Origin of the sequence: Acinetobacter sp. Res13-Abat-PEC15-P4-01 (assembly GCF_015676285.1) — a bacterium.
Classification (GTDB): Bacteria; Pseudomonadota; Gammaproteobacteria; order Pseudomonadales; family Moraxellaceae; genus Acinetobacter; species Acinetobacter nematophilus.
Window position 1 is genome coordinate 29,053 of sequence record NZ_JADAIN010000018.1, and the last position, 22,839, is coordinate 51,891.

At 40.5% G+C, this 22,839-nt stretch carries 21 protein-coding genes; 6 read left to right on the forward strand and 15 right to left on the reverse strand.

The features are described 5' to 3' along the window. Positions 1 to 430: 430 nt before the first annotated feature. From yjgA to mazG, 9 genes are all read right to left on the reverse strand, one after another. Positions 431 to 970: a ribosome biogenesis factor YjgA gene (gene yjgA / locus IMO47_RS06885; protein ID WP_004824975.1), complete on the reverse strand. Its 540-nt coding sequence runs from the start codon at positions 968 to 970 to the stop codon at positions 431 to 433. A gap of 2 nt (positions 971 to 972) precedes the next feature. Further along, positions 973 to 1,242 carry an HPr family phosphocarrier protein gene (locus IMO47_RS06890; protein ID WP_004824976.1) on the reverse strand — a complete coding sequence of 90 codons (270 nt, stop codon included), beginning with the start codon at positions 1,240 to 1,242 and terminating at the stop codon, positions 973 to 975. Next, positions 1,239 to 2,090: an RNase adapter RapZ gene (gene rapZ, locus IMO47_RS06895; RefSeq protein WP_196077118.1), complete on the reverse strand. Its 852-nt coding sequence runs from the start codon at positions 2,088 to 2,090 to the stop codon at positions 1,239 to 1,241. Before rapZ ends, IMO47_RS06890 begins: the two co-directional genes overlap by 4 nt. A 25-nt stretch (positions 2,091 to 2,115) precedes the next feature. Continuing rightward, positions 2,116 to 2,961, reverse strand: a complete 846-nt coding sequence (panC, locus tag IMO47_RS06900; RefSeq protein WP_196077119.1) for a pantoate--beta-alanine ligase — start codon at positions 2,959 to 2,961, stop codon at positions 2,116 to 2,118. 3 nt (positions 2,962 to 2,964) lie between these two features. Continuing rightward, positions 2,965 to 3,774, reverse strand: coding sequence for a 3-methyl-2-oxobutanoate hydroxymethyltransferase (panB, locus tag IMO47_RS06905; RefSeq protein ID WP_196077120.1), 810 nt, complete (start codon positions 3,772 to 3,774; stop codon positions 2,965 to 2,967). 45 nt (positions 3,775 to 3,819) lie between these two features. Next, complete coding sequence (gene folK, locus IMO47_RS06910; protein ID WP_196077121.1) at positions 3,820 to 4,305, reverse strand: 2-amino-4-hydroxy-6-hydroxymethyldihydropteridine diphosphokinase; 486 nt, start codon at positions 4,303 to 4,305, stop codon at positions 3,820 to 3,822. Beyond that, complete coding sequence (pcnB, locus tag IMO47_RS06915; protein ID WP_196077122.1) at positions 4,302 to 5,792, reverse strand: polynucleotide adenylyltransferase PcnB; 1,491 nt, start codon at positions 5,790 to 5,792, stop codon at positions 4,302 to 4,304. The genes folK and pcnB overlap by 4 nt, the downstream gene beginning before the upstream one ends. 216 nt (positions 5,793 to 6,008) lie before the next feature. Beyond that, positions 6,009 to 6,482, reverse strand: a complete 474-nt coding sequence (locus IMO47_RS06920; protein WP_196077123.1) for a ComEA family DNA-binding protein — start codon at positions 6,480 to 6,482, stop codon at positions 6,009 to 6,011. Beyond that, a complete protein-coding gene (gene mazG, locus IMO47_RS06925) occupies positions 6,469 to 7,254 on the reverse strand; it encodes a nucleoside triphosphate pyrophosphohydrolase (protein ID WP_196077124.1) in 786 nt (261 codons plus the stop codon). The genes IMO47_RS06920 and mazG overlap by 14 nt, the downstream gene beginning before the upstream one ends. 106 nt (positions 7,255 to 7,360) lie before the next feature. On the opposite strand from mazG, the gene IMO47_RS06930 reads away from it, so the two are divergent. Then, positions 7,361 to 8,143 carry an SDR family oxidoreductase gene (locus IMO47_RS06930; protein WP_196077125.1) on the forward strand — a complete coding sequence of 261 codons (783 nt, stop codon included), beginning with the start codon at positions 7,361 to 7,363 and terminating at the stop codon, positions 8,141 to 8,143. Positions 8,144 to 8,551: 408 nt separating this feature from the next. Here the strand turns inward: IMO47_RS06930 and IMO47_RS06935 are convergent, their stop codons facing one another. From IMO47_RS06935 to cysM, 4 genes are read right to left on the reverse strand one after another with little or no spacing between them, the layout of a single operon-like run. Continuing rightward, the gene (locus IMO47_RS06935; RefSeq protein WP_196077126.1) at positions 8,552 to 10,858 is read right to left on the reverse strand and encodes a bifunctional (p)ppGpp synthetase/guanosine-3',5'-bis(diphosphate) 3'-pyrophosphohydrolase; all 2,307 of its coding nucleotides are present in this window, start codon (positions 10,856 to 10,858) and stop codon (positions 8,552 to 8,554) included. 27 nt (positions 10,859 to 10,885) lie between these two features. Then, positions 10,886 to 12,280: a 23S rRNA (uracil(1939)-C(5))-methyltransferase RlmD gene (gene rlmD, locus IMO47_RS06940; RefSeq protein ID WP_196077127.1), complete on the reverse strand. Its 1,395-nt coding sequence runs from the start codon at positions 12,278 to 12,280 to the stop codon at positions 10,886 to 10,888. 8 nt (positions 12,281 to 12,288) lie between these two features. Further along, complete coding sequence (locus IMO47_RS06945) at positions 12,289 to 13,110, reverse strand: 3'-5' exonuclease (protein WP_196077128.1); 822 nt, start codon at positions 13,108 to 13,110, stop codon at positions 12,289 to 12,291. Between the two features lie 56 nt (positions 13,111 to 13,166). Beyond that, positions 13,167 to 14,087: a cysteine synthase CysM gene (gene cysM, locus IMO47_RS06950; RefSeq protein WP_196077129.1), complete on the reverse strand. Its 921-nt coding sequence runs from the start codon at positions 14,085 to 14,087 to the stop codon at positions 13,167 to 13,169. A gap of 314 nt (positions 14,088 to 14,401) precedes the next feature. Here cysM and IMO47_RS06955 point away from each other — a divergent pair, with 314 nt between their 5' ends. From IMO47_RS06955 to rsfS, 5 genes are all read left to right on the forward strand, one after another. Next, entirely contained in the window at positions 14,402 to 17,206 is a 2,805-nt protein-coding gene (locus IMO47_RS06955; RefSeq protein ID WP_196077130.1) for an ATP-binding protein, read from the forward strand. A gap of 187 nt (positions 17,207 to 17,393) precedes the next feature. Beyond that, a complete protein-coding gene (locus IMO47_RS06960) occupies positions 17,394 to 18,182 on the forward strand; it encodes a crotonase/enoyl-CoA hydratase family protein (RefSeq protein WP_196077131.1) in 789 nt (262 codons plus the stop codon). Between the two features lie 38 nt (positions 18,183 to 18,220). Then, positions 18,221 to 19,090: an NAD(P)-dependent oxidoreductase gene (locus tag IMO47_RS06965; RefSeq protein ID WP_196077132.1), complete on the forward strand. Its 870-nt coding sequence runs from the start codon at positions 18,221 to 18,223 to the stop codon at positions 19,088 to 19,090. A 97-nt stretch (positions 19,091 to 19,187) separates the two neighbouring features. Beyond that, positions 19,188 to 19,982 (forward strand): TIM barrel protein, encoded by a 795-nt coding sequence (locus IMO47_RS06970; protein ID WP_196077133.1) that lies wholly within the window; start codon positions 19,188 to 19,190, stop codon positions 19,980 to 19,982. Between the two features lie 101 nt (positions 19,983 to 20,083). Next, entirely contained in the window at positions 20,084 to 20,485 is a 402-nt protein-coding gene (gene rsfS / locus IMO47_RS06975; protein ID WP_009584388.1) for a ribosome silencing factor, read from the forward strand. Between the two features lie 84 nt (positions 20,486 to 20,569). Here rsfS and IMO47_RS06980 read toward each other — a convergent pair whose 3' ends face one another. Beyond that, on the reverse strand, positions 20,570 to 21,793 hold the full coding sequence (locus IMO47_RS06980) for an ammonium transporter (protein WP_196077134.1): 1,224 nt from the start codon (positions 21,791 to 21,793) through the stop codon (positions 20,570 to 20,572). Between the two features lie 340 nt (positions 21,794 to 22,133). Beyond that, positions 22,134 to 22,781, reverse strand: coding sequence for a 4'-phosphopantetheinyl transferase superfamily protein (locus IMO47_RS06985; protein ID WP_196077135.1), 648 nt, complete (start codon positions 22,779 to 22,781; stop codon positions 22,134 to 22,136). Between the last annotated feature and the right edge of the window lie 58 nt (positions 22,782 to 22,839).

A 22,839-nucleotide genomic window follows, 5' to 3' on the forward strand; every position in this document is an offset into this window, starting at 1 on the left:
TATGTCGGGTAGAACGGCGTAAGATTTATTGTGACGATAACAAAACCTGGATCTCATCACTGCGATTCAGGTTTTATTTTATTGCATTCAATATGATTAACTTGATATCAATAAAGTGTTTTTGCTTTTTACATCCACTGATTTTACCTCATATCGCGATCGGATTCTGTGACATGGATGTCGTCCAGTCGGGAGGATTGCAAGCATATCACGCTCACCTGAACAAAAACAAAGCACTGCTTCGCTTGCAGCATAAGGTTTAGCGATACCTATAAAAAGGGAGGCAGTGAACACACCTGTTTATTTATATGATACAAGTTTTCAAGAATGCTAAAGATATTCCCTCGTCAGTTACTGAAGTATCAGTCCTATCTTTATCATCCATAAAAAAAACGACCCTCTCGGATCGTTATTACGCGTTAAGATCAACTTACTTCGAGTTGTCAGAAATCAACGCCACTTGCTGAGCATAATTCAACAATTTCAGCTTTGAAGCTGCTAATTCTTCAGCAGAAGCCTGACGGGTAATATCGCGGTGAATACGCAATACATGCTGACGCAAAGAATGCCCTTCTGCGGCATTATAAGACTTACAAAACTCTTTAATCGCAGGGTCACGTTGCTCAATCATACGTTCAACCCAACGATCAAGCTGTGCGAGCTTTTTAACACCCTGTTTAGGCGTTAAATACGATAAAATTACCGCTTCATCTTCATTACGCAACAACTTACCAATACGTTGAAATTGACGACGACGAGCCTCAAAAGATGTAATCAACTGCACATCCAATAAAGCTTCAATTAAGCGCTCTTCAACAGGTAAAGATTGAATTTGTTTTTTTGACAACTCTGCGAGTTGCTCACCTAAAGCAGCCATACGCTGTACAGCTTTTTTCTGTTCGGTTTTACTTGCACGCCCTTCTAAAGACTCAAAATCATCTTCAGTAAAACGTTGCGGACGACGTGCCACGATTATTCTGCCTCGTAAAATTTATCTGCAAAAAGTGCTTGAACTTCAGACAAAGCTTTTTCTTCGTCTACACCATCAATCACTAAACGCAAGGTTGTTCCTTTACCAGCTCCCAGCATAAGTAAAGAAAGGATATTCTTGGCATCAACCAACTTGTCGCCTTTCCCAATTTGAATAGAACATTTAAATTTGGTGGTGACTTCGATGAGTTTTCCAGATGCACGCGCATGTAACCCTAATTTATTAATTACGTCAACAGTTGTGTCAATCATGACCAGTGCTTCATTTCTCTATGTAATACTTGAATGGTCCATTTCGACTCAAGAGCCTTTTTCAACCGATCCACAATATAAACCGAACGATGTTGACCACCCGTACAGCCTATCGACACTGTGATATAGTGACGATGACCTTCCGCAAAAGCAGGCAACCACTTATTTAAAAACTGATAGATGTCTTGATACATCTCATTTGCTTGCTCGCTGGCTTCTAAAAAATTACGCACAGGTTCATCCAAACCCGAATATTTACGCAACTCTAAATCCCAATGTGGATTAGGCAAATGCCTTACATCAAAAACAAAATCTGCATCCAATGGGATACCGTGTTTATATCCAAAAGACTGCAAAATTAAAATTAGTTTATCGGACTGTCCCAATTTGGACAATAAGGTATCTTTTAAATCATGTACACTTTTGTCAGTGGTATCAATGTGCGCGGTTGCGCGCAGTTGAATCGGCAACAGAAGATTTTTTTCTTCTTGGATACATTCATTTAAACTTTGAAAACGATTTGAAAGCGGATGCGGACGTCGAGATGCACTAAAACGTGAAATCAACTCCTGATCACGGGTAGTTAAATAAATAACATCCACACTGCCATGTTTTTGTAATTGTTGAAAAACATCATCAAAACCTTGTAAATCTTCTTTTGCACTACGAACATCTACACCGAGTGCCAACAATTCTAAATTATTTTCTCGGTCAAGCTTTTCAACGATTTCAGGAAGCAATGCCAGAGGCAAATTATCAATACAGTAATAACCCAAATCTTCCAGTACCTGCAAAGCAGAGGATTTACCTGAACCAGATTGTCCTGTCACGATAAGTATACGCTTCATGGCATAGCGATCCTAAAAGCAAAGTTTATGCAGAATATTTCACTTGTAAATTGTCAATCAGACGAGTTTTGCCTAATTTCGCTGCAACAAACAATACAACATCTTGGTCGAACTGTTCAACTTTTTGTAAGGTTGGGCTACGTGCCTCAACATAATCCACCACTAATCCCGCATCAGTCAGACTTTGACGAATCTGCTGAAGCGCTTCTGCAAGTGTTTTACCTGCATGCAGATCATCTGCAGCAATTGTTAAAGACTTAAAGATGACAGGGGCGGTTTGGCGTTCCTGCTCAGACAGATAACCATTGCGAGAACTTAAAGCTAAACCGTCTTCAGCACGGGCTATCGGTACACCGATCACTTCTATCGGCATGTTCAAGTCACGAACCAACTGCTTAATTACAGCCAATTGTTGATAATCTTTTTGCCCAAAGAATGCAAAGTTGGGCTGAACAATATTGAATAGCTTGGTCACCACCACAGCAACGCCATCAAAATGACCTGGACGCTGTAAGCCACATAGATCTTCAGTAATTTCACCAACACTAATATTGGTCAATCGTGGATATTTACCATACATTTGCTCAACAGAGGGAGCAAAAACAATATCACATCCCACTTCAGCCAATAAATGGCTGTCATGCTCTAAAGTACGAGGATAGTTATCAAAGTCTTCATTTGGTCCGAATTGGATCGGATTGACAAAAATGCTGACCACTACGACATCACACAACTTTCGTGCTTCACGAACCAGATTTAAATGACCTTCATGTAAGTTCCCCATCGTTGGGACAAAACCAATGATTTTACGTGCTGATCGAGCAGGATTTAGAGATGCTGATAATCCTTGGATGGTCGTTTCTGTTTTCATCTTTTACAGCTCAACTTGGAAAGTATGTTCTTTCGCAGGGAAAGACTTGTTTTGCACAGCAAGATGATAGGCTTTGAATGCATCTACAATTGCTGTCTCACCTGTTTGCTCTTTCATAAAGTTACGTACAAAACGTGCCACTTTTCCAAAAGTCAAACCCAACATATCTTGTACAACGAGGACCTGACCATCCGTGTCAGCACCAGCACCAATACCAATCACAGGGACATGTGGGAACAACTCAGCAATTTCTTTACCCATTTGTGCAGGAACACATTCGAGCAGTAGTACTGCCGCACCAGCTTCGACCACAGCTTTACAGTCTGCAATCAATTGATCTGCAGCTTCACGTGTTTTTGCCTGAAGTTTATATCCGCCGAAAACATGAACCGATTGTGGTGTCAAACCTAAGTGTACACATACGGGAATGCCATTTCGTGTCAACACTTGTACAGTTTCTGAAAGCCAAGCACCACCCTCGATTTTAATCATTTGCGCGCCTGCCTGCATGACAGTTTTAGCATTTACCAAAGCATCATTGAGCGTTGCATAACTCATAAAAGGGAGGTCACATAAAATAAATGCATGCTGATTCGCTCGACGTACAGCGGCAGTATGATATGCCATATCCTCGACCGTGACAGGCAAGGTTGAATCATGCCCTTGGATGGTCATTCCTAAAGAATCGCCAATTAAAATAGTATCAATTTCGGCAACTTCCATACCTTTTGCCATACTTGCATCGTAGCAGGTCAAGCATGAAAATTTACGACCCTGAGTTTTAAATTGTCTTAAATCACTTAGACTGATCATGACGATATCCTCTATCAATGAGAGTTCTTTAGCGCATCCAACAGTTCAGTCTGCCCAACTTTGATCAGCCAAAACAGTCAATGTTGAATGTTGCACAAGTTCTAGGTTTTGCAATGATTGTCCATTTATCTTCAACTCAGTATTCAAGTCCAATAAAGGAATCACCACAAAATCACGCTGCAAAATACCAACATGTGGTACTGTGAGTCGCTCATTTATAATGTTTTTTTCAGCATAAAGCAAAAGATCTAAATCCAAAGTCCGCTCACCCCAATGGCGTAAACGTACACGACCTGATTCATTTTCGATCCGTTGCAACTCATTTAATAAATCCAAGGGGGCTAAATGGGTCAGCAATTCGGCAACAGCATTGTGGTAATGCGGCTGATCCTGTGGTCCCATCGGTGGACTTTGATAAAGCCGTGAAACCTTCACTTCACCCAATAGCCTTAACTGCTCAACAGCTTCACGCAAAATCTGTGCTGAATCACCCAAATTACTGCCTAAACCAATATAGGTTTTATTCATCATTGTGTAGGCCCAAAGATCACTTTGCTCAAATCACGCTGTACACGTCTACGTTTGGTGATCGGGTGTTCAGCTGTAATTTCACCTTTGTTGACAGCTGCTCTGCTGTCACTTCTGGTTTTAAAATCATGCGATGTCGTAGCTTGTGCATGACCAGCATTTGCTTTCTGACGAGAACGGCGACTACGTGACTCTTGTTCTTTGACTAGAGGTTCAATCTCTGTTGAAACAGTTTTTACTTCTTCAACAGCAGGAGACTCAGCAAGCTTCTTACGGCTTTTCGCTCGTTGGCGATTGTAGCTACTGATTGCACGTTCTTTCTCATCAGTAGACATAGTTTGGTAAGCTTCCCACCAGGCCCCCATACCATTGGTGGTAGAGTCGCCAGACTTTTCTCTTAACAATAAAAAGTCAAATCCAGCACGGAAACGTGCATGCCCTGAGAGTGCTTCGATTTGTTGCGGTTTTGGATTCAACAGCCGTGTCTGCATTTCCCAAACCTCACGGATAAACGTCTCCGCAAATCGAGGGATAATGGTACGCGTTGCCTGTCGTTTTAAAACATCCAAACCTGCTTGTGCACGGGCTTCTGCCGCAACCACGCCTTTAGCCTGATAAAAATCGCAACGTGCTAAAAAGTTGTTCCAAAGCAATACTGCATAGAAAAAAGCAGGATTGATGGTTTTGCCAATTTGAATCCGCTGATCCGTATTTTTTGCTGCACGCTCAATAAATTGAGTAATTTCAGGGCTAATATCAGCAAATAATTGTTTCCAAATACCAAATTCGATCAACATTGGCATCACACGATGTAAATGTCCCATCGTGAATAGTTTTTGTGATTCATCGTATAAACGATGCGGAGAAACATCACGCAATAGCTGTGTCATTTCTTGAGTAAAAATTTTTAAAATTTGAGGATCGATGCTGAAATTTAATTTTGCAGCAAAACGCAATGTACGCAACATTCGTACAGGATCTTCTTCAAAACGTAGAGCCGGATCACCCAATAGTCTTAAGGTTTTGCTCTTGATGTCATCAATAGCATTACAAAAATCAAGCACTTCGCCCTTACGTGGCTGATAATACATTGCATTGATAGAGAAATCGCGACGTGCAAAGTCTTGCTCGATGGTTCCCCAATTGTTATCTCGCAGAATCATGCCTTGAGCCGAAGTGATCGCTTTCTTTGGTGGTGCACGAAATGTTGCGACTTCAATCAATTCACGACCAGAATAGACATGTGCCAATTCAAAACGTCGCCCAATAATTCGACAACGACGACCAAAAACTTCTTTGACCTGTGAGGGCGTTGCATTGGTCACAGCATCGAAGTCTTTCGGATTTAAGCCTAGCATTAAATCACGCACACCTCCACCGACTATATAAGCTTCATAGCCAGCTTTGGTTAAAGAATCAATAACATCTAAAATGGAAGAAGGTAATTGAGCGGTGGATAATCCACACTTTGACGCACGCAAAGTTTGCAAAAGACACTGTCTCCTACGTCAGGACGTAAAAATCATAATTGTGCTAATGATATCGCTTACACAGCTAAAGGGCAATTTGATTCTCGCAATCTTGCATTGAAATTATGATCCTTAAATCATTGCTCTCAAATTTAAGCTTGCATGTTTTTTAACAATACTTTGTTTCAGATCAATGATATTGGGCTTTGTTGAAAAAATGCAATATAAGATCATTCATCATAAGCCAAGTTGGTTTTTGTTTTTCTCATAAAGTGAAGGACCAATTCCTTTGACATTTTTTATATCTTCCACGTTTTTAAACTTTCCATACTGATGACGATGATCAATAATCGCCTGCGCTTTTTTTGCACCGACCCCATTCAACTGCTGCAATTGCACGACATTGGCACTGTTCAAATTGATTTTTGGACTTAAATTGGATGGAACCTGCACTGAGGACCCCCGCCCTTTCCCTGCCAGATGAGTTTGAGTAGGCTGGATATTGGGACGTGACAGATAGTAATTGTCATCTACTTTTTTTAACTGAATGTCTTGTGCTTGCTGTTCAGCTTTCCATTTTAAATAAGCTTGATCAAATTTCTGCGCCTGCAACATGGTAGGCATACCCAATAACGATAGGTATAGCCCACTCAAAAATGCTGTTTTATTTAATTTTACTATACAATTTATCACATATTTAAAACGACTCATGATGATCCTGATATTGTAATTTTTGCTTTGCCTGATTCCATAATTGGTCCATTTCAGTCAAACTCACTTCTTCTATTTTTTTGTTTTTAGAATTGATTTGTTCTTCAATATAAGCAAAGCGAGATTTAAATTTAAAAATGGTGGTTAAAAGCGCCATTTCACTCGAGATATTCAGTTTACGCCCAACATTGATTAAAGAAAATAAACAATCACCGAATTCTTCAATAATTTTTTCGGACTCTCCCAATTGCATGGCTTCTTCAAACTCAGCCAATTCCTCTTTGACTTTCTCATAGGCTTGCGCAACATCGGGAAAATCAAAACCTACTTTCGCCACGTTTTTTTGAATCTGCTCTGCCTGTGTCAATGCCGGACCGTGTTTTACCGTATCTAAGCGGGATTGACGTTTCCCCTGCTTTTCCTTATTTTTAATTTCTTGCCACAATGATGAGACTTGGTCTGGTGTTAAATTTTCAAATTGTTGTTTTTGAAACACATGTGGATGACGTCTAATTAATTTCTGACAAATCGCCTCAATCACATCATTAAAATCAAATGCGCCTTGTTCACTGTACATTTGTGACTGGAACACCACTTGAAGCAACAAATCCCCCAACTCATTTTTAATTTCTTCAGTATTTCCAGAACGAATAGCCTCTTCCACTTCATAGGCTTCCTCAATCGCATATTGAGTCAAACTTGCAGGTGTCTGTTCACGATCCCAAGGACATTCTGCACGTAATTGTTTCATGATAGTTAATAACTGTTCCATTTTATGTCCTTTAAGATCAATAACAAATGACTGTACAACGCTTGTTGTTATGGATATTTTATGTTCAACTCACTGCAATCAAAAAATAAAACTGCAGGATGTTGCAATGAGCCAAAGTATATTCATTAGTGGGGCAGCGCAAGGCATAGGTGCTGCAATCGCACGTCTATTCTATCAACAAGGTTATCAAGTTGGTATTTATGATATCAATGCAGTGCAAGCTCAAGCTTTAGCAGATCAGTTGGGGCACAACGCCAAAGCAGGAAAATTAGATGTGAGTGATTATGCACAATGGCAAAATGCATTAGCCGAATTTACTGAGTGGGCGGAAGGCTTAAATATCCTCGTCAATAACGCAGGCGTTCTTTATTCAGGTGATTTTGAAAAGACAGACATTCAAGCCCATCATAGAACAATTAATATCAATGTAAATGGGGTACTCAACGGTTGCCATGCTGCATTTCCCTACCTTAAACAAGCTAAATTTGCTCGTGTCATCAATCTTTCCTCAGCATCAGCCATCTATGGGCAGGCTGATTTGGTTTCCTATTCTGCCAGTAAATTTGCGGTACGCGGCATTACAGAAGGTTTAGATATCGAATGGCAAAAACATGGCATTCGCGTACTTGATGTCATGCCACTTTTTGTTCAGACATCAATGGTGAAAGATATGGACTCTGGAGCGATTCAGAATATCGGTGTCAGTCTTTCTCCGCAAGATGTTGCAGAACAAGTATTTGCACAGGTGAAAGCCAAAGGCACTCTTTTCACTGCAACACATCGCCCTGTGGGATTAAAGACCAAAGTCATGTTCACGCTTTCTGCAATCAGCCCTCAATTCATCAATCGCTTGAGTAATTTGTACCTTACACGAAAGTCTAAAAGCTGAACCACCTAAAATTAAAAATCGATCACGCCTTTTTGATTAAGCATTTCAATATATTCTTGAAAGAAATAAGTGAATCTAATGAACCTGAGTTCGATATAAAAATCTTGATAAAATATGATACTCCAAAACGTCATCCGCAACTGTTTGAGGCAGGGCTACTTCTATAAGATATTGTTTCTGATCAAATATATTGCTGGTGGTTGACGAGTTTTGCGGTGAGCAGCGATGTCGCTGCGCAAGATGGTTGCCCTTGCGAAGCTTCGCCCCTCATCCCGAAAGAAAAGTAGGGGCTAGCCGCAGGCTGATCCTAAAGTTGCATGAAAACTCAGCAAGACTCCGTAGAGTTTTATTTTTTCAATAGATTAAAGATGTGGTTGCGTCGAACTCACGTTAATTAACCTAATATGTTTAGTTCCCTTGAACCAAACGGCGTGCACTGATAATACCTGGCTGTTGCTCCAAACGAGCAAGCAAGCGAGATAATTGAGCCAAACCTTTGACTTCAATCAATAACTTCATATTGGCTATACCATCCGCTTCAGAAATAGTATTCACCTGACGAATATTGATTTGGTCAGAAAAAATCACTTGGGTCAAATCTTTAAGCAAACCACGACGATCATAAGCTTCCACAACAATTTGGACGCTTTGTCCACGTGTCGGTTGCATTTCCCAATCCGCCTCTACGGCACGGTCTGGTTCTAACTTGATCATACGCATGTAATCAGGGCAAGCAACTTTATGAATACTCACACCACGATTCAAAGTGATATAGCCAGCAATCGATTCACCATGCACAGGCTGACAACATTGCGCAATATGCAGTTCAACATTATCTAAACCATCAATCAAAATACCGTGTGCAGATAAAGTATGGCTTGCACGTGGATTCAATGTAGGTTTCAGTACAAGTTCTGGTTCGTCCTGATCCAAATGCATATGGCGATTAACTTGATTAATCAATGCATGCAGACTGATATCACCACTGACCAGTGAAACCAGAATATCATCGCCAGATTTCACATTGAAGTGATTGCAGTAATCACTTAAATCAATGCTTTTAGGATGAATCGCTAAACGTGAAAGCTCTTTGTTTAACAGCTCACGCCCAACTTCCAAGTTCTTACTGCGATCTTGCTGTCTAAACCAATGGCGAAGTTTGTCACGCGCACGGGCTGTTTTGATATACCCCAGAGAGTTGACCAACCAATCACGATTCGGTTCACGATCTTTTTTGGTCAAAATCTCAACCTGTTCACCTGTTTTCAGCGTATAGGTGAGCGGTACATAACGCTGATTGACACGCGCTGCATAGCACTTGTTACCGACTTCCGTATGCACATGATAGGCAAAATCAAGTACTGTAGAACCACGCGGTAATTCTTTGATATCTCCATCACGACTGAACACATAGATCTTTTCAAAACCTTCAAAATCTTGAAGTTGTTCAAAATCTTCCGTTTCATCTTCATTTGGATGTGCACTGGTTTCAGTACGCTCTTGATAGTGTTCAAGTACGGCACGTAAAGAATGCAAACGGTGATTAAATGAATAATCTGTGGTTTTAGAACCTTCTTTATAATTAAAGTGCGAACATACCCCCAGTTCTGCTTCTTCATGCATCTCTTTGGTACGGATCTGAATTTCCAAAGATTTGTTTTCAGCAATTACAGCAGTATGCAATGAACGATAGCCATTGGCTTTTGGGTTAGTAATATAGTCATCAAACTGATGCGGGATATGCCGCCAGATCTGATGAACGATGCCCAACGCGTGATAGCACTCAGCAACCGATTTAACCAATACCCTGAGCGCACGAATATCATAGAGCTGATCGAAGCTTAGATTTTTACTCTTCATCTTACGATAGATTGAGTAAATGTGTTTTACTCGCCCTGAAATTTCCGCTTCGATATCGTGATCAGCCAATTCGCTTTTAAGCTTTTCCACCACAAATTGGATATATTGCTCTCGCTCCAAACGCTTTTCATTCAACAATGAGGCAATTTCTTTATAGCGTTCAGGCGCAAGATAACGGAAAGCAAGATCTTCCAGTTCCCACTTTAATTGAGCAATTCCCAAACGATGCGCCAAAGGAGAATAGATGGTGAGAATTTCTCGTGCGACACGTTCTTGGCGTTCTTTTGAAGAATGAGCCAGCTCCCGAAGCGCAAAAGTACGTTCAGCCAGTTTAATCAATACAACCCGAACATCCTCAGTCACTGAAATCAGCATCTTGTAGATGCCTGTTAAATGTTCACGTTGGTTGTTATTGAAATGGTCTTCCAAACGTTTGTTTTTCTCTATCAGCTCAGACAGTTTACCCATTGCCAAAGTACCTTTGACAAGATTGTAAACCTGTTCGCCAAACTGTTGTTGGATATCATCAAGTGTCGTCAGATCCTCACGAACACTACGATAAAGTACAGCTGCTGCCAGTGTATCTTCATCTACGTGCAGATGCGCAAGAATATCGGCCATCCCGATACCTGTAGCAAAAGTATTGGTTCGAGAGTTTACCGTGGTCGCCAATTCTTTTTGTAATACTAATTGCGCGACTTCTTCTAACTGTTTTAGTTCAGCACCGTCTAAAATTCCACGCACTCGATCCAGCCAAGTTGCTAGAGCTTGCTGCGCTTCATCGGCATGTTCTACAGTCGCTTCCTCTGATAGCTCATTGAGCTGATCAGGAAGTTGCTCACGTACTGTGACCATACCCTACTCCTATAACTCTATATTTCATTATAAATCGTTTATCTCTAGTTTCTTTTCAAATAAAGCGATGGATTCAACATGTCCAGTATGTGTAAACATGTCCATTACACCGGCTTTTTTTAGCTGATAACCGTGTTGCACCAAGATCCCTGCATCCCTCGCCAAAGTCGCTGGATTACACGATACATAAACGATTCTTTTCGCACCAAATTTAGGGAGATAATGCATAACCTGCTCAGCTCCCGCACGCGGTGGGTCAATCAATAATGCATCAAATCCTTGATTTGCCCAAGAATAATGCGAAAAGTCTTTTGTTAAATCTTGTGAATAGAATTTAACATTGCGGATGCGATTGTTCAGTGCGTTTTCTGTACCGCGCTTCACCATCGCCTCACTTCCCTCCACTGCGACCACCTTGCCTGTGTCACCCACACATTTAGCAAGCGGAAGAGAAAAATTACCCAATCCACAAAAAAGATCTAGAACGCTTTCACCTTCTTGTAATTCAAGCAAATCACATGCCAATTTAACCATTTGAGGATTCACTGTTGGATTCACCTGGGTAAAATCGGTAGGATTAAACGTAAAATCAACAGCAAAATCATTCAAACGATAATGTAAACACATTGCTGCATCAACATCATCAACCCGATGGACACTTTCAACCCCTGCAGGTTGCAGATACAACTGCCATTGCTTCTGTAACGCATATTGTTGCAATAGGTTGACATCCTGCTGTTTTAATTTTTCAGTATGACGAATCAGTAAAGAAATTTCACAATCTCCTTTGGCTAATTCTATATGACCAATACTGCTTTTGCCTTTTAGACTTTCGAGTAATGCTTTAATTTCAGGTAAGGCTTGATCCAGTTGAAGGTCCAAGATTTTACAAGTCTGAATTTCAGTGAGATGGTTGCTTTGGGCTTCCCGAAAACCCATCAGTAATTTATTTTGCTTGGGTAAAAACCGCACACCGATTCTTGCCTTATGGCGGTAATCGACACGTGTAGAACGCAGGGGCGATAACCACTGTTCTGGCTCCAAGCCTGCAAAGTGACTGAGATGAGATTTTAAAACATCCTGTTTTAAGCGAATTTGTTCGTCAGGATGAATATGTTGCATATTACATCCCCCACACACTCCAAAATGCGGACAAATGGGTTGGATGCGATATGGACTCGGCTCACCCAGTAACTCGATACTGTCTGCTTCCTCAAGCTTTGAGATCTGACGTGTGATTTGAGCTTTAACGGTTTCACCAGGCAATGCATAGCGAATAAAAACTTTTTTACCCTGCTTTTCAATTGGGTGGGAAAACTCAGCCCCGTAATGTGCAATCCCTCGCCCCTCATGTGACAATCGTTCAACTTTAAACACATATTGAGGAAGTTGAGATGGTCGAGGTTTGGCTCTATGCTTCAAAGGAATACCTAATTGGGTGTGGAGGAAAAATCTGCCTGAGTAAATTCAGTAAGTTGTGACATTTGACGCCAAACATCTAAAAACTCATGTTGCTGGGGTTGTCCTTGTAAATAATGAATCGAGGCTTGAATCCACAAACGGTGATCTTGCAAAGAAATCTGCCCTTTTAACAAAGACCAGCGCAAATAAATCAACCATGTATTTAAAACATCGCCCTCACAATAACTGGTCAGTTTTAGCCATTGCTGGGTTTTCACGTATTCTGGAACAAAATAACCTGAAATACCACGTTTGCCGGGATAACCAAGCAAATGTGCAACATCATCCAATTTCTGAAAATGACGGCCATTAAACATCGCCATCACGTCCATCAAATCGACATGACGGTTGTGGTATCGGTTCTGGTAGTTATTATACCTTTTTTGCGTATCAATCTCACCTTGATCGAACAAACTTGGTGCAGATAATCCGTGATACATTGAACGGAATAAAATAACAGGCAAATCAAACTGTGAACCATTCCAACTGACAAGAGTTGGATGGCGTTTATCAAAAATAGATAAAAACTTTTGCAAAATTTCAGCTTCAGTATCATGCTCGCGGCTGAATGAAAAAAGCTTCATCGCTCCATTTTCATCAATCCACAACCCTGAAATGCAGACAATTTCATGTAAAGCCAAACGTTGAAAATCCATACCGGATTCTTGACGGCGTAATTTGGCAAGTGCTTGTTCCAAATCAGCTTCAGCTAAGTCCAATCCATACAAATGCGCCCCTGACTTAAGATCTGTTAGGGTTTCAATGTCAAAAACTAAAACAGGAAGACGCATAAAAATTACTCAATTACTCAGAGATGATCATGAAATCATGGATTGACTGAAAACAATTATTGATCATCTTCCACAGAGAATAAACCTGTAGATAAATAACGGTCACCACGATCACACACGATACATACAATCACAGCATCCGGATGTTCTTCTGCAATTTTTACTGAAGCCCACACCGCCCCACCGGAAGATGTACCGGCGCTGATACCTTCCTGACGTGCCAAACGACGAGCTGTTTTTTCAGCTTCAAGCTGTGGAATATCCATGATTTGATCAACACGTTCAGGATCAAAAATCGTAGGCAAATATTCCTGTGGCCAACGACGAATCCCAGCAATGTTTGATCCTTCAGAAGGCTGTAATCCAATAATTTGAATGGCTGGATTTTGTTCTTTCAGATATTTTGAAATTCCCATGATCGTCCCTGTGGTTCCCATTGAACTCACAAAGTGGGTAATTTTACCGCCAGTTTGTTGCCAAATTTCCGGACCTGTGGTCAGATAATGTGCTTCGACATTATCTGGATTCCCAAACTGATTGAGGACCAAGCCCAGACCGTCACTCTGCATTTGCAAAGCCATATCACGTGCAGCCTCCATATTCGGTGCTTCAATCAACTCTGCACCATAAGCACGCATCGCATCCTTACGTTCCTGACTTGAATTTCCCGGCATGATCAATTTCATTTTATAACCACGCATGGCAGCAACCATTGCCAATGCAATCCCTGTATTTCCACTTGTCGCTTCGATCAACGTATCGCCTGGCTTGATTTGACCGCGTTGTTCAGCTTTCATGATCATATTATATGCTGGACGATCTTTTACCGAACCTGCGGGATTATTCCCTTCTAATTTTGCCAATACTGTTGCTTGAGTATGACTTGCCAAACGCTGTAGACGTACTAATGGTGTTTTCCCAACATAGTGATCTAGTAAAAATTCGTCGGCTAAGAAATCAGGTTGTGTGTTACTCATGGACTGCACCTATATTGAGGTGGGCATATTGTATGAAAAAATAAATGTCACTGCACATCTTTCCATTTGATTTTTACGAGTATGGTCAAACTAAATCCACTCCAAACAATTCAGTTAAACACTGGAGAAAAATTGTTTATCCAATAAAATTAGATAGATATAAAAAAAACATTAAGACTTAGAATTAGAAGTGATAAGGTTATCTATAAAACAGCATAACCAGAATGCAGTTTGCAAGTTTTTTAATCATATTGTCATGCAGGATCATTAAAGCATGTTAATATCTTGCGCATGGTCAATGAGTTGCTGGAACCATGTCGAATTTCAATAAAAAGCTCTTTAAACGTTTAAAACTCAATCACGCTTATGGTCAACTCATCGCGTTAATTTTCGTGCCGATCATGATTTTGGCATGTGTGGGAACCGCACTTGTACTTTCCGAAACATCTGCAGCTGCAAAGTCTAAACAACGTTTTCAAGCCATTGCAATATTGAGTCGTTATCAATATACCGCTGAACAACTTACCGCGGTGATGGGACAAAGCCCACTACAGCACACCAAAGCTGAAAATATTTTACAAAAAATATTCAATGAAAAACATCTGCTCAGTGCCGCGATTTTGGATGGAAATAATGTCAATCATTTAAGTGTCGGCTATCAAAATCAACGTGAATGGCCCAAAATACCAAAAACCGGAACCTTTTTTGGACCCGTTCATAACAAGTACAACAATATTTATGGGATCAAACTCAATCCAATCAATAATGCGCAAAATATGTGGTTGGTGATTGAACTAGATAATCAACCTCTAGAAATCTCACATTATCGCGTCATGATCGTGCTGATTACGACGGCTCTACTGACACTGCTTCTGCTTTTATTGTGCTTGAATTTTTATTCACGTCGCTGGATTGCCCCAATGTACGAAATTCGGATGCAATTACAACGTTTAAATGCAGATACGCTTGATCAACACATGGTGATCAACAGTACAGGTGAGTTACGTTTGTTACAACGAGACATTGCCAATGTGGTTAAACGCCTGCATTTCAGTTTTCTAGAACTCAAAGAACATACTGAACAAACAGAAGATGACTTAAGACGTACTTTAGACACCTTGGAAGTTCAAAACATCACTTATAAACAGGCACGTGATCAGGCAATTTCATCAAATCAGGCAAAGTCCGTATTTCTTGCAAACATCAGCCATGAATTAAGAACCCCATTGAACAGTATTGATGGCTTCATTCATCTGATGCTACGTCAGGACAACCTGAGCAACGATCAGAGTTTATATTTACAGACCATTCGAAAATCGTCTGCGCATTTATTGGCACTGATTAATGATGTGCTCGACTTTTCTAAGATTGATGCAGGTAAATTAGAATTAGAAACCGCACCATTCGATCTAGAAGAAGCAATTTTCGATGTAATGGATATGCTGTCACCATTAGCGGCGCAAAAACATATCGAAATGGCATTCTATTTTGCAGACAACGTGCCAAAACATGTGATTGGTGATGCCTTACGCTTTAAACAAGTTCTGACCAATTTAATTTCCAATGCAATTAAATTCACTCCCGATGGTGAAATCATCGTTCGTGCGCGTATGGAACACGATGATATCGGGCAATGCCTATTACATTTCAGCGTACAGGACAGTGGTATCGGACTGAGTGGTACCGACCGTAAAAAACTATTTGAGTCATTCTCTCAAGGTGATGCATCTGTTACCCGCCAATTTGGTGGAACAGGTTTAGGGTTGGCAATTTCCAAACAATTGGTGCACTTGATGCATGGTCAGATCGGTTTTGAAGATAACCAAGAGCGTGCACCAACGGAAAAAGGCTCGACATTCTGGTTTACGGCTATGCTGACGACCAATGAAAATGAAGATATTGTGCATCCATCATTTAAAGATTTAAATGTCGTGTCCTTCTTGGCGCATCCAGCCACAGCCAATGTCTTACGGCACTATTTAGAAAACTATCAAGTTCAGCATACTGAGGCACAATCCATTCTGGACCTGTTCAGCCGTCTAAACAGTTTGGAACAAAATGTTGAAAATACCTGGCTGATTGTTGATCACAGTGGCGATACGGAAGCCTTATTAAAAGAAATCCGTAGTCGCTATCAGGGACATCTTGCTGTGTATGGTTATCAGATGTCACTTGATCCCAATATGCTCAACGAATATATGGCACGCCCCTTATATCAACCACTCAGTCGTAGCTCAGTCATTCAATTACTCAACAATAAACCGATTTTTGAGCAGGAACAACACAAAGATTTTAAAGGACAGGACTTACATATCTTGGCGGTTGATGATCATTTACCAAACTTAATTGTACTGGAAGCGCTGCTCGGTGAGTTGAATGTAAAAACCACCAAGGCGCAAAGTGGTCAAGAAGCACTGACAATTATTCAACAGGCTGTTGAACAGGGTTCAAAGCCTTTCGATTTAATCTTTATGGACATTCAAATGCCTGTCATGTCAGGAATTGATACCACACGTGCTATTCGATCATTAGAATCGACCTTGGATGACATGCGCATGCCAATCATTGCCTTAACGGCCCATGCATTGGCAGATGAAAAACAGAAATTACTCAAAGTCGGTATGGATGACTATGTCACCAAACCGATTCAAATCGAACAAATCATTCAAATTTTAACCAACTGGACCTCGGATAAATTTATTCAGCATCAAGCACCCGTTGAAAATACAATTTATATCGAAGCCTTTGACACGGATATTCTGGACTGGAAACAAAGCCTTGCGCTCGCAGCCAACAAGGAGGATCTTGCACAAGATCTTTTAAAAATGCTGGTTGACAGTTTCCCAACCGAATTGGATGAAATTGCACAATTGATCGAACTTGAGGACTTTCCTCAACTGGAGCATGTGTTACACCGTTTATATGGTGCGACCCGTTATGTTGGGACACCAAAATTGCAAAGTGTTACAGGGGATTTTGAACAGTTTATCTCAACTTTACGTAAAGAACGCCGTAAAGCAGATGAGGCTTTCATTCAGGATGTCATGCAACGTTTGGATGATTTGCAATTGGTGATTCACGAAGTAGAAACAGCCGCACAGCAGATCTTAACTGGCTGAAAATTGCGTTGAAACCCTTTTAGCCATTTCTGTATCTATGGGCTGTATCCATAAAAAGCCCTTGCAGAGATATAAACTCAAATTACTGTCCATTGGCGCATATACAGAAATTCTGTGACTGTACTGTCATGTAACTCATCCTTCCACATGCTATGCTGATGACCAAGGAAAAAAATGAGTCAAGATCATGGCACTGTTACATATAGAAAAAAACAAGGGTATCGCTACAGTTTCATTAAATCGTCCAGATAAACGCAATGCCATGAGCTTTGCTTTACTGCGTGAGCTCGTCAAAGTCGCGGAGAAAATTAAAAAAGATCGAAGTATCCGAGTGGTGATTCTGACTGGTGAAGCCAATGTATTTAGTGCTGGTATTGATTTAGCTGATTTAAATAGCCCTAAAAATACTGCATTTGCAGCTTGGGAACTGATTAAACCAGGACAAAGCCTGTTTCAAAAAGCATTCCTCATTTGGCAAGAGTTACCTGTTCCTGTCATCGCTGCCATTGAAGGATTCTGCTTTGGTGCGGGAATGCAGCTGGCTTTGGCTGCTGATATCCGTATTGCACATCCAGAAACTAAAATGTCGATTATGGAAAGCCGTTGGGGGTTGGTGCCCGATATGGGGCTTACGCGTTCTATCAAAGGTGTGATCGGCATCGATTTAGCCAAAGAACTGACCTTAACTGCACGTATTTTTGATGGTCATTATGCCAAAGACATTGGCTTGGTTACGCATGTAAGCACCTCTCCCTTAGAAAAAGCTCAAGTAATCGCTGAGGAAATGTTGCAACGCTCTCCTGATGCTTTGATGGCAGCCAAACGTGTGTTGGATGCCATGGAGCATCAACCTAACAAAGCGCTGCGTTTAGAAAAGATTTGGCAGTTAAAATTACTTCTAGGGAAAAACAGTCAAATTGCCCGTAAAAAAGACAAGAATCCTGAAGTACAATTCCTACCGCGCCAATATAAATAATTTAAAAACACTTCAGTACAAGGCTTGGGAATAACAAAATGAATTTTGATCGCAACAGTAAAATCGCATTTCTAGGTATGGGCTTAATGGGGAGCCGCATGGCTGCCCGATTGATTCAAGCTGGATTTGATGTGGCAGTTTGGAATCGCACAGCAACTGCATGTGATGCTCTGGTGGATATGGGTGCACATCCCCTACAGCTTGAACAAATTGCAGACTACCCTGTTATTTTGATCTGCCTCGCCGATGACCAAGCCGTTCAACAGGTTTATCAACACATTGAACCTAACTTGCAGGCTCAACAGATCATCGTTGATTTCTCAAGCTTGTCTGTAGCGATCACCAAGCAACTGGCAAGTCTGGCAGCAAGCAAAGAGGTGATTTGGATTGACTCTCCTGTTTCAGGGGGTACTGCAGGGGCAGAAAATGGGACACTGGTCATTTTTGCAGGTGGTCACCGAGAAACCATTCAAGATTTGAGTTTAGTCTATAACGTGCTTTCACAAAGAGTGACCTGTATGGGAGAAACAGGTACGGGACAAGCAACCAAGATATGCAATCAATTGATCGTTGCTGCAAACAGTACACTGATTGCAGAAGCAGTTGCACTTGCTGATCAGGCGGGGGTTGATACCCGCTTACTTGCACCTGCATTAGCAGGTGGATTTGCGGACTCCAAACCCTTTCAGATTCTTGCGCCACGTATGGCGAGCCATACCTTTGAACCCGTACAATGGAAAGTGCAGACCTTATCCAAAGATCTCAATAACGCCGTTCAATTAGCACAACAATCTGGTCTAGATATTCCGGTTGCCCAACGCGCGCTAGATCAGTTGCAAAACCACCAAAGCCAAGGTTTTGCAGAAGCAGATCTCGCTACAATCATTCATCAAGTCGAGAAAACTTAAGCATGTAGGTGTTTTATATCATACAGAAATAAGTTGAAAAATAATCTATTGCCGACTACATTGAAGATAAAAGCCAATAAGAGCACGGAAGATTGCCATGACTAAACTCGCAGTAAACCTATCGATGATTTTTACTGAAGTTCCACTCATTGAACGCTTTGCTTTGGCACATCGCCACGGCTTCCAGTATGTAGAAATTCAATTTCCCTATGAATTAAGTATTGAAGAAATTCAAGCACAGTTGGAACAATATGACTTACATATTTGCCTCATCAATGCTCCTGCAGGAGATTTGATGCAGGGCGGCAATGGACTTGCAGGCATACCCGGTAAAGAACTTGAGTTTCATCAAGCTTTAGAACAAGCCATCGAGTATGCCGATGCACTTAACATTCCAAACATCAACATATTGTCCGGTAAACAACCTGAAGATGCTGATTTGCTGCCATGTCTAAACACCTTGGCAAACAACCTGAAACTGGCCTGTCATATGTTGTCTGAATACGATATTCAGCCTGTATTTGAAATGATCAATGGAACAGATATGCCTCGTTTTCTCGTACAGAATATTGCCCAGGCCCAGGAAATGCTTGAGGCAGTGCAACATCCCGCTTTAAAAATGCAGTTTGACTGTTATCATATGGCCATGATGGGTGAAGAAGTTCTTCCAGCCCTACAAGAAAACATTGACTGGATTGGGCATATTCAATTTGCAGATTGCCCAGGACGTCACGAGCCAGATACTGCGCAGATTGATTATTCATCCATTTTTTCATGGTTAAAACAAAGTCACTACACAGGTTTTATTGCGGCAGAATACAAGCCACAATCTCATTCAAATCAATCCTTTGCATGGAAAGAAAAATACTTTTCAAATAATCATAGCTATTAATTGAACAATATCTTGCATCAATACTGGCACTGAATAATTGTATTTTTTAGCCAAAAGCGCTATATTAGAAGATGAGATATTTTCTGGAAAATATACCTTATATGAATTTAGAACCATCGCCCAGCGCTTCTAATTCTCACGAACTTGCAATGAACACTCAAAATCAAGATGTACAGACCTGTTTAAATGTCGTACAAGAAGCTCTACTTGATGTAAAAGCCAAAGATATTATTCAACTTGATGTAAGCAAAATCAGTAACGTCGCAGATGCTATTGTGATTGCAAGCGGAACATCAACTCGTCATGTTAAAGCCCTTGCTGATAATGTTGCTGATGAAGCACGTAAAGCAGGTTTTCGCCCAATCGGTGTAGAGGGTGAAAGAGATGCTGAATGGATCCTTATCGATCTCGGTGTTGTGGTTGTACATGTCATGCTTCCAACAGCACGTAAATTTTATGATTTAGAAAGCTTATGGCGTGCTACGCCTGAAAGTGTAGCCTAAGTTTTCTGATGTTGTAAAAATAGAAAAAAGCGACTTTATGTCGCTTTTTCTGCCTCTATATGATGAATTGACAAGCCAAGTTCCTTAAACACCCGTTTTAAATTTGGAATTAATGCCACAAATCAATTTAAAAACTAAAAATGCAACGCCAAAGCTCCAAATAAAATTCACGCCAATCCCCATGATTTGAGCCAGCAGACTGGCTTTATGCGTGAGTTGAATGTTTGGATGATTGCTCAATGATACTGCCAAGGTGCCCCAAATACCGCATATTCCATGTACCACCACAACTTCACGAATATGTTTTGAAGCAATCCAACGGGTCAATAGATGCGGAAGATAGTTTGTCAGAGTACCCGAAACCAAACCAATAATCAGTGCAGATGAAAAGCCAACCAAACCGCAGCTTGCTGTAATTGCCACCAGTCCACCTAATGCAGCTTTGATCAATTCAGCCCAAGAAATGATCTTGTTATTCATCAACAGAGATAAAGCCCATGAAGCCAGCATTGCACCAAATAAAGCGGCGAAAGCATTCAGGACAATCAAGCCAATATCAATACGGTAGGTAGAAATATAAACGATATTCAAGCCCGACCAAGCTAACCAAAGAATAAAACCCGCTAAAGCCAAAGATAAAATTTTGTAATCTTCAAAGATTAAATCTTTCTTGGAAATTTCCCGCTTATCCTTTGATTTGGAAGTGAAATACCCCGCCAAGACTATCCATGCAGCAGTCGAATGCACGACAGTTGAGCCAGCAAAATCAATAAAGCCTAGGGCTTTCAGCCAGCCACCAGCAAAAACAATATTTCCCCAGACCCAACTACTGAAAAATGGAAAAATAATCCCGGCAATCATAAAGCCAACAATCCAGTTGACCCATAAGGAAGCTTTATTTGGAATAACCCTTCCAACAACAGTGGTTATTGTGGTTGCCATCAGCATATAGAAAAACAGTAAATTCCAATGCCAACCTCGTAACATAGCGTTGAGATAATTCACGGAATCAACCACATCAGCATGAAATATCTTTGAACACACCAAACTAAAAAAAAGGGTGCCTAAAATCGCAGAAATATAATTTACAATCAGGGCATAAACAGACTTTTGGGTATTTTCATATCCACCTTCAACAACTGCAAAACCTGCCTGCATCAGGATGACAAATACACCACCAAGGAATAGAAGTTTATAATTTGTAATAAGATTAAAAGCAGCAATGTCACTTTCTAGTGCGGAAGCAAATGCAAAATTTGGGCAAACAAATATGAGAAAAATTAAACAGAGGAGATATTTTAATTGCACACATTGACCCTAATGTATTGATCATTTATTAATCTAAATTCACAATAATTAATATTTCAGAGACTTGCTTTTCATTTAATTTATCAAGTATAGAGAATTTCCAGAATAAATAAACTCTTTTTTAAGAAATAATCATGATTCATCAACTTGAGGATGTTGAAATATTTTAGATGATATTGATAATATTCAATTTGCTTGACGATTTATAAATTTCAGTCTTCAACTTAAACAAATACGCATCAACATCTGTGTCTATATTGCTGAGAATATTCATAAAAAATAGATTTTCCCTATCCCAGCAGCCCAAATTTTAAGTAAGTGCTTTTAAGTAAGTCGCATTTTAATTATGCTGAATAATTTCAATCTGCGGGAAAGCAAAACCTTTGCAGGATAATTCAGAACGCCATGCAACCGTAAGCATGACTCGACTGAGATGAAAATTCTGATAGGCAAAACTACCTAATAATGAATGAGTACATAATCCCCCATCATTTACACAATGCACATGCGTATTCAGCTCATTTAAACTTAAACGGATTCCCAAGCCCGAAGCTTTTAAAATTGCTTCTTTGGTGGTCCATACTTTAAACCAAAACACTGGATCAAAATCCAACTTTTGCCAAGTCTGATATTCCTCAGGGTGAAACGCATGTTTTGCTAAAGCATCAAAGCGTACTTTGCGATCTAGATCTTCAACATCAACCCCCAAATCATTGATGTATTGACTGCTTGCCAAAGCATAATGCTGCTGACTATGCGAATGATTCACGTGAAACTTTGGATAATCAATTAAATACGGCTTGCCAAATTCTGTCTGCGCAAAACTGGGATTTGTGATTTGTTTGGACAACAAATCAGAGATTAATTGATTACGATATTGATAAATGGCTTGCTTGAGCTCTTGAATTTGGCTTTTACGATCGGATGTCTGAAAAGCAGGAAGAATATTTTGAATAGAATTTAGGTCAAGCCGAATTGTACGGTTCACAATATATTCCCAAGTTTTTTTCTCATTTTAAAGCAAAAAAACCCAAAGATCACTTTGG

Excerpts from the sequence above, each read along its gene's own strand:
- IMO47_RS06890 (WP_004824976.1), bottom strand. The coding sequence starts at position 1,242 with ATGATTGACACAACTGTTGACGTAATTAATAAATTAGGGTTACATGCG.
- rapZ (WP_196077118.1), bottom strand. The coding sequence starts at position 2,090 with ATGAAGCGTATACTTATCGTGACAGGACAATCTGGTTCAGGTAAATCC.
- panC (WP_196077119.1), bottom strand. The coding sequence starts at position 2,961 with ATGAAAACAGAAACGACCATCCAAGGATTATCAGCATCTCTAAATCCT.
- panB (WP_196077120.1), bottom strand. The coding sequence starts at position 3,774 with ATGATCAGTCTAAGTGATTTAAGACAATTTAAAACTCAGGGTCGTAAA.
- folK (WP_196077121.1), bottom strand. The coding sequence starts at position 4,305 with ATGATGAATAAAACCTATATTGGTTTAGGCAGTAATTTGGGTGATTCA.
- IMO47_RS06920 (WP_196077123.1), bottom strand. The coding sequence starts at position 6,482 with ATGAGTCGTTTTAAATATGTGATAAATTGTATAGTAAAATTAAATAAA.
- mazG (WP_196077124.1), bottom strand. The coding sequence starts at position 7,254 with ATGGAACAGTTATTAACTATCATGAAACAATTACGTGCAGAATGTCCT.
- IMO47_RS06930 (WP_196077125.1), top strand. The coding sequence starts at position 7,361 with ATGAGCCAAAGTATATTCATTAGTGGGGCAGCGCAAGGCATAGGTGCT.
- IMO47_RS06935 (WP_196077126.1), bottom strand. The coding sequence starts at position 10,858 with ATGGTCACAGTACGTGAGCAACTTCCTGATCAGCTCAATGAGCTATCA.
- IMO47_RS06945 (WP_196077128.1), bottom strand. The coding sequence starts at position 13,110 with ATGCGTCTTCCTGTTTTAGTTTTTGACATTGAAACCCTAACAGATCTT.
- cysM (WP_196077129.1), bottom strand. The coding sequence starts at position 14,087 with ATGAGTAACACACAACCTGATTTCTTAGCCGACGAATTTTTACTAGAT.
- IMO47_RS06955 (WP_196077130.1), top strand. The coding sequence starts at position 14,402 with ATGTCGAATTTCAATAAAAAGCTCTTTAAACGTTTAAAACTCAATCAC.
- IMO47_RS06960 (WP_196077131.1), top strand. The coding sequence starts at position 17,394 with ATGGCACTGTTACATATAGAAAAAAACAAGGGTATCGCTACAGTTTCA.
- IMO47_RS06965 (WP_196077132.1), top strand. The coding sequence starts at position 18,221 with ATGAATTTTGATCGCAACAGTAAAATCGCATTTCTAGGTATGGGCTTA.
- IMO47_RS06970 (WP_196077133.1), top strand. The coding sequence starts at position 19,188 with ATGACTAAACTCGCAGTAAACCTATCGATGATTTTTACTGAAGTTCCA.
- rsfS (WP_009584388.1), top strand. The coding sequence starts at position 20,084 with ATGAATTTAGAACCATCGCCCAGCGCTTCTAATTCTCACGAACTTGCA.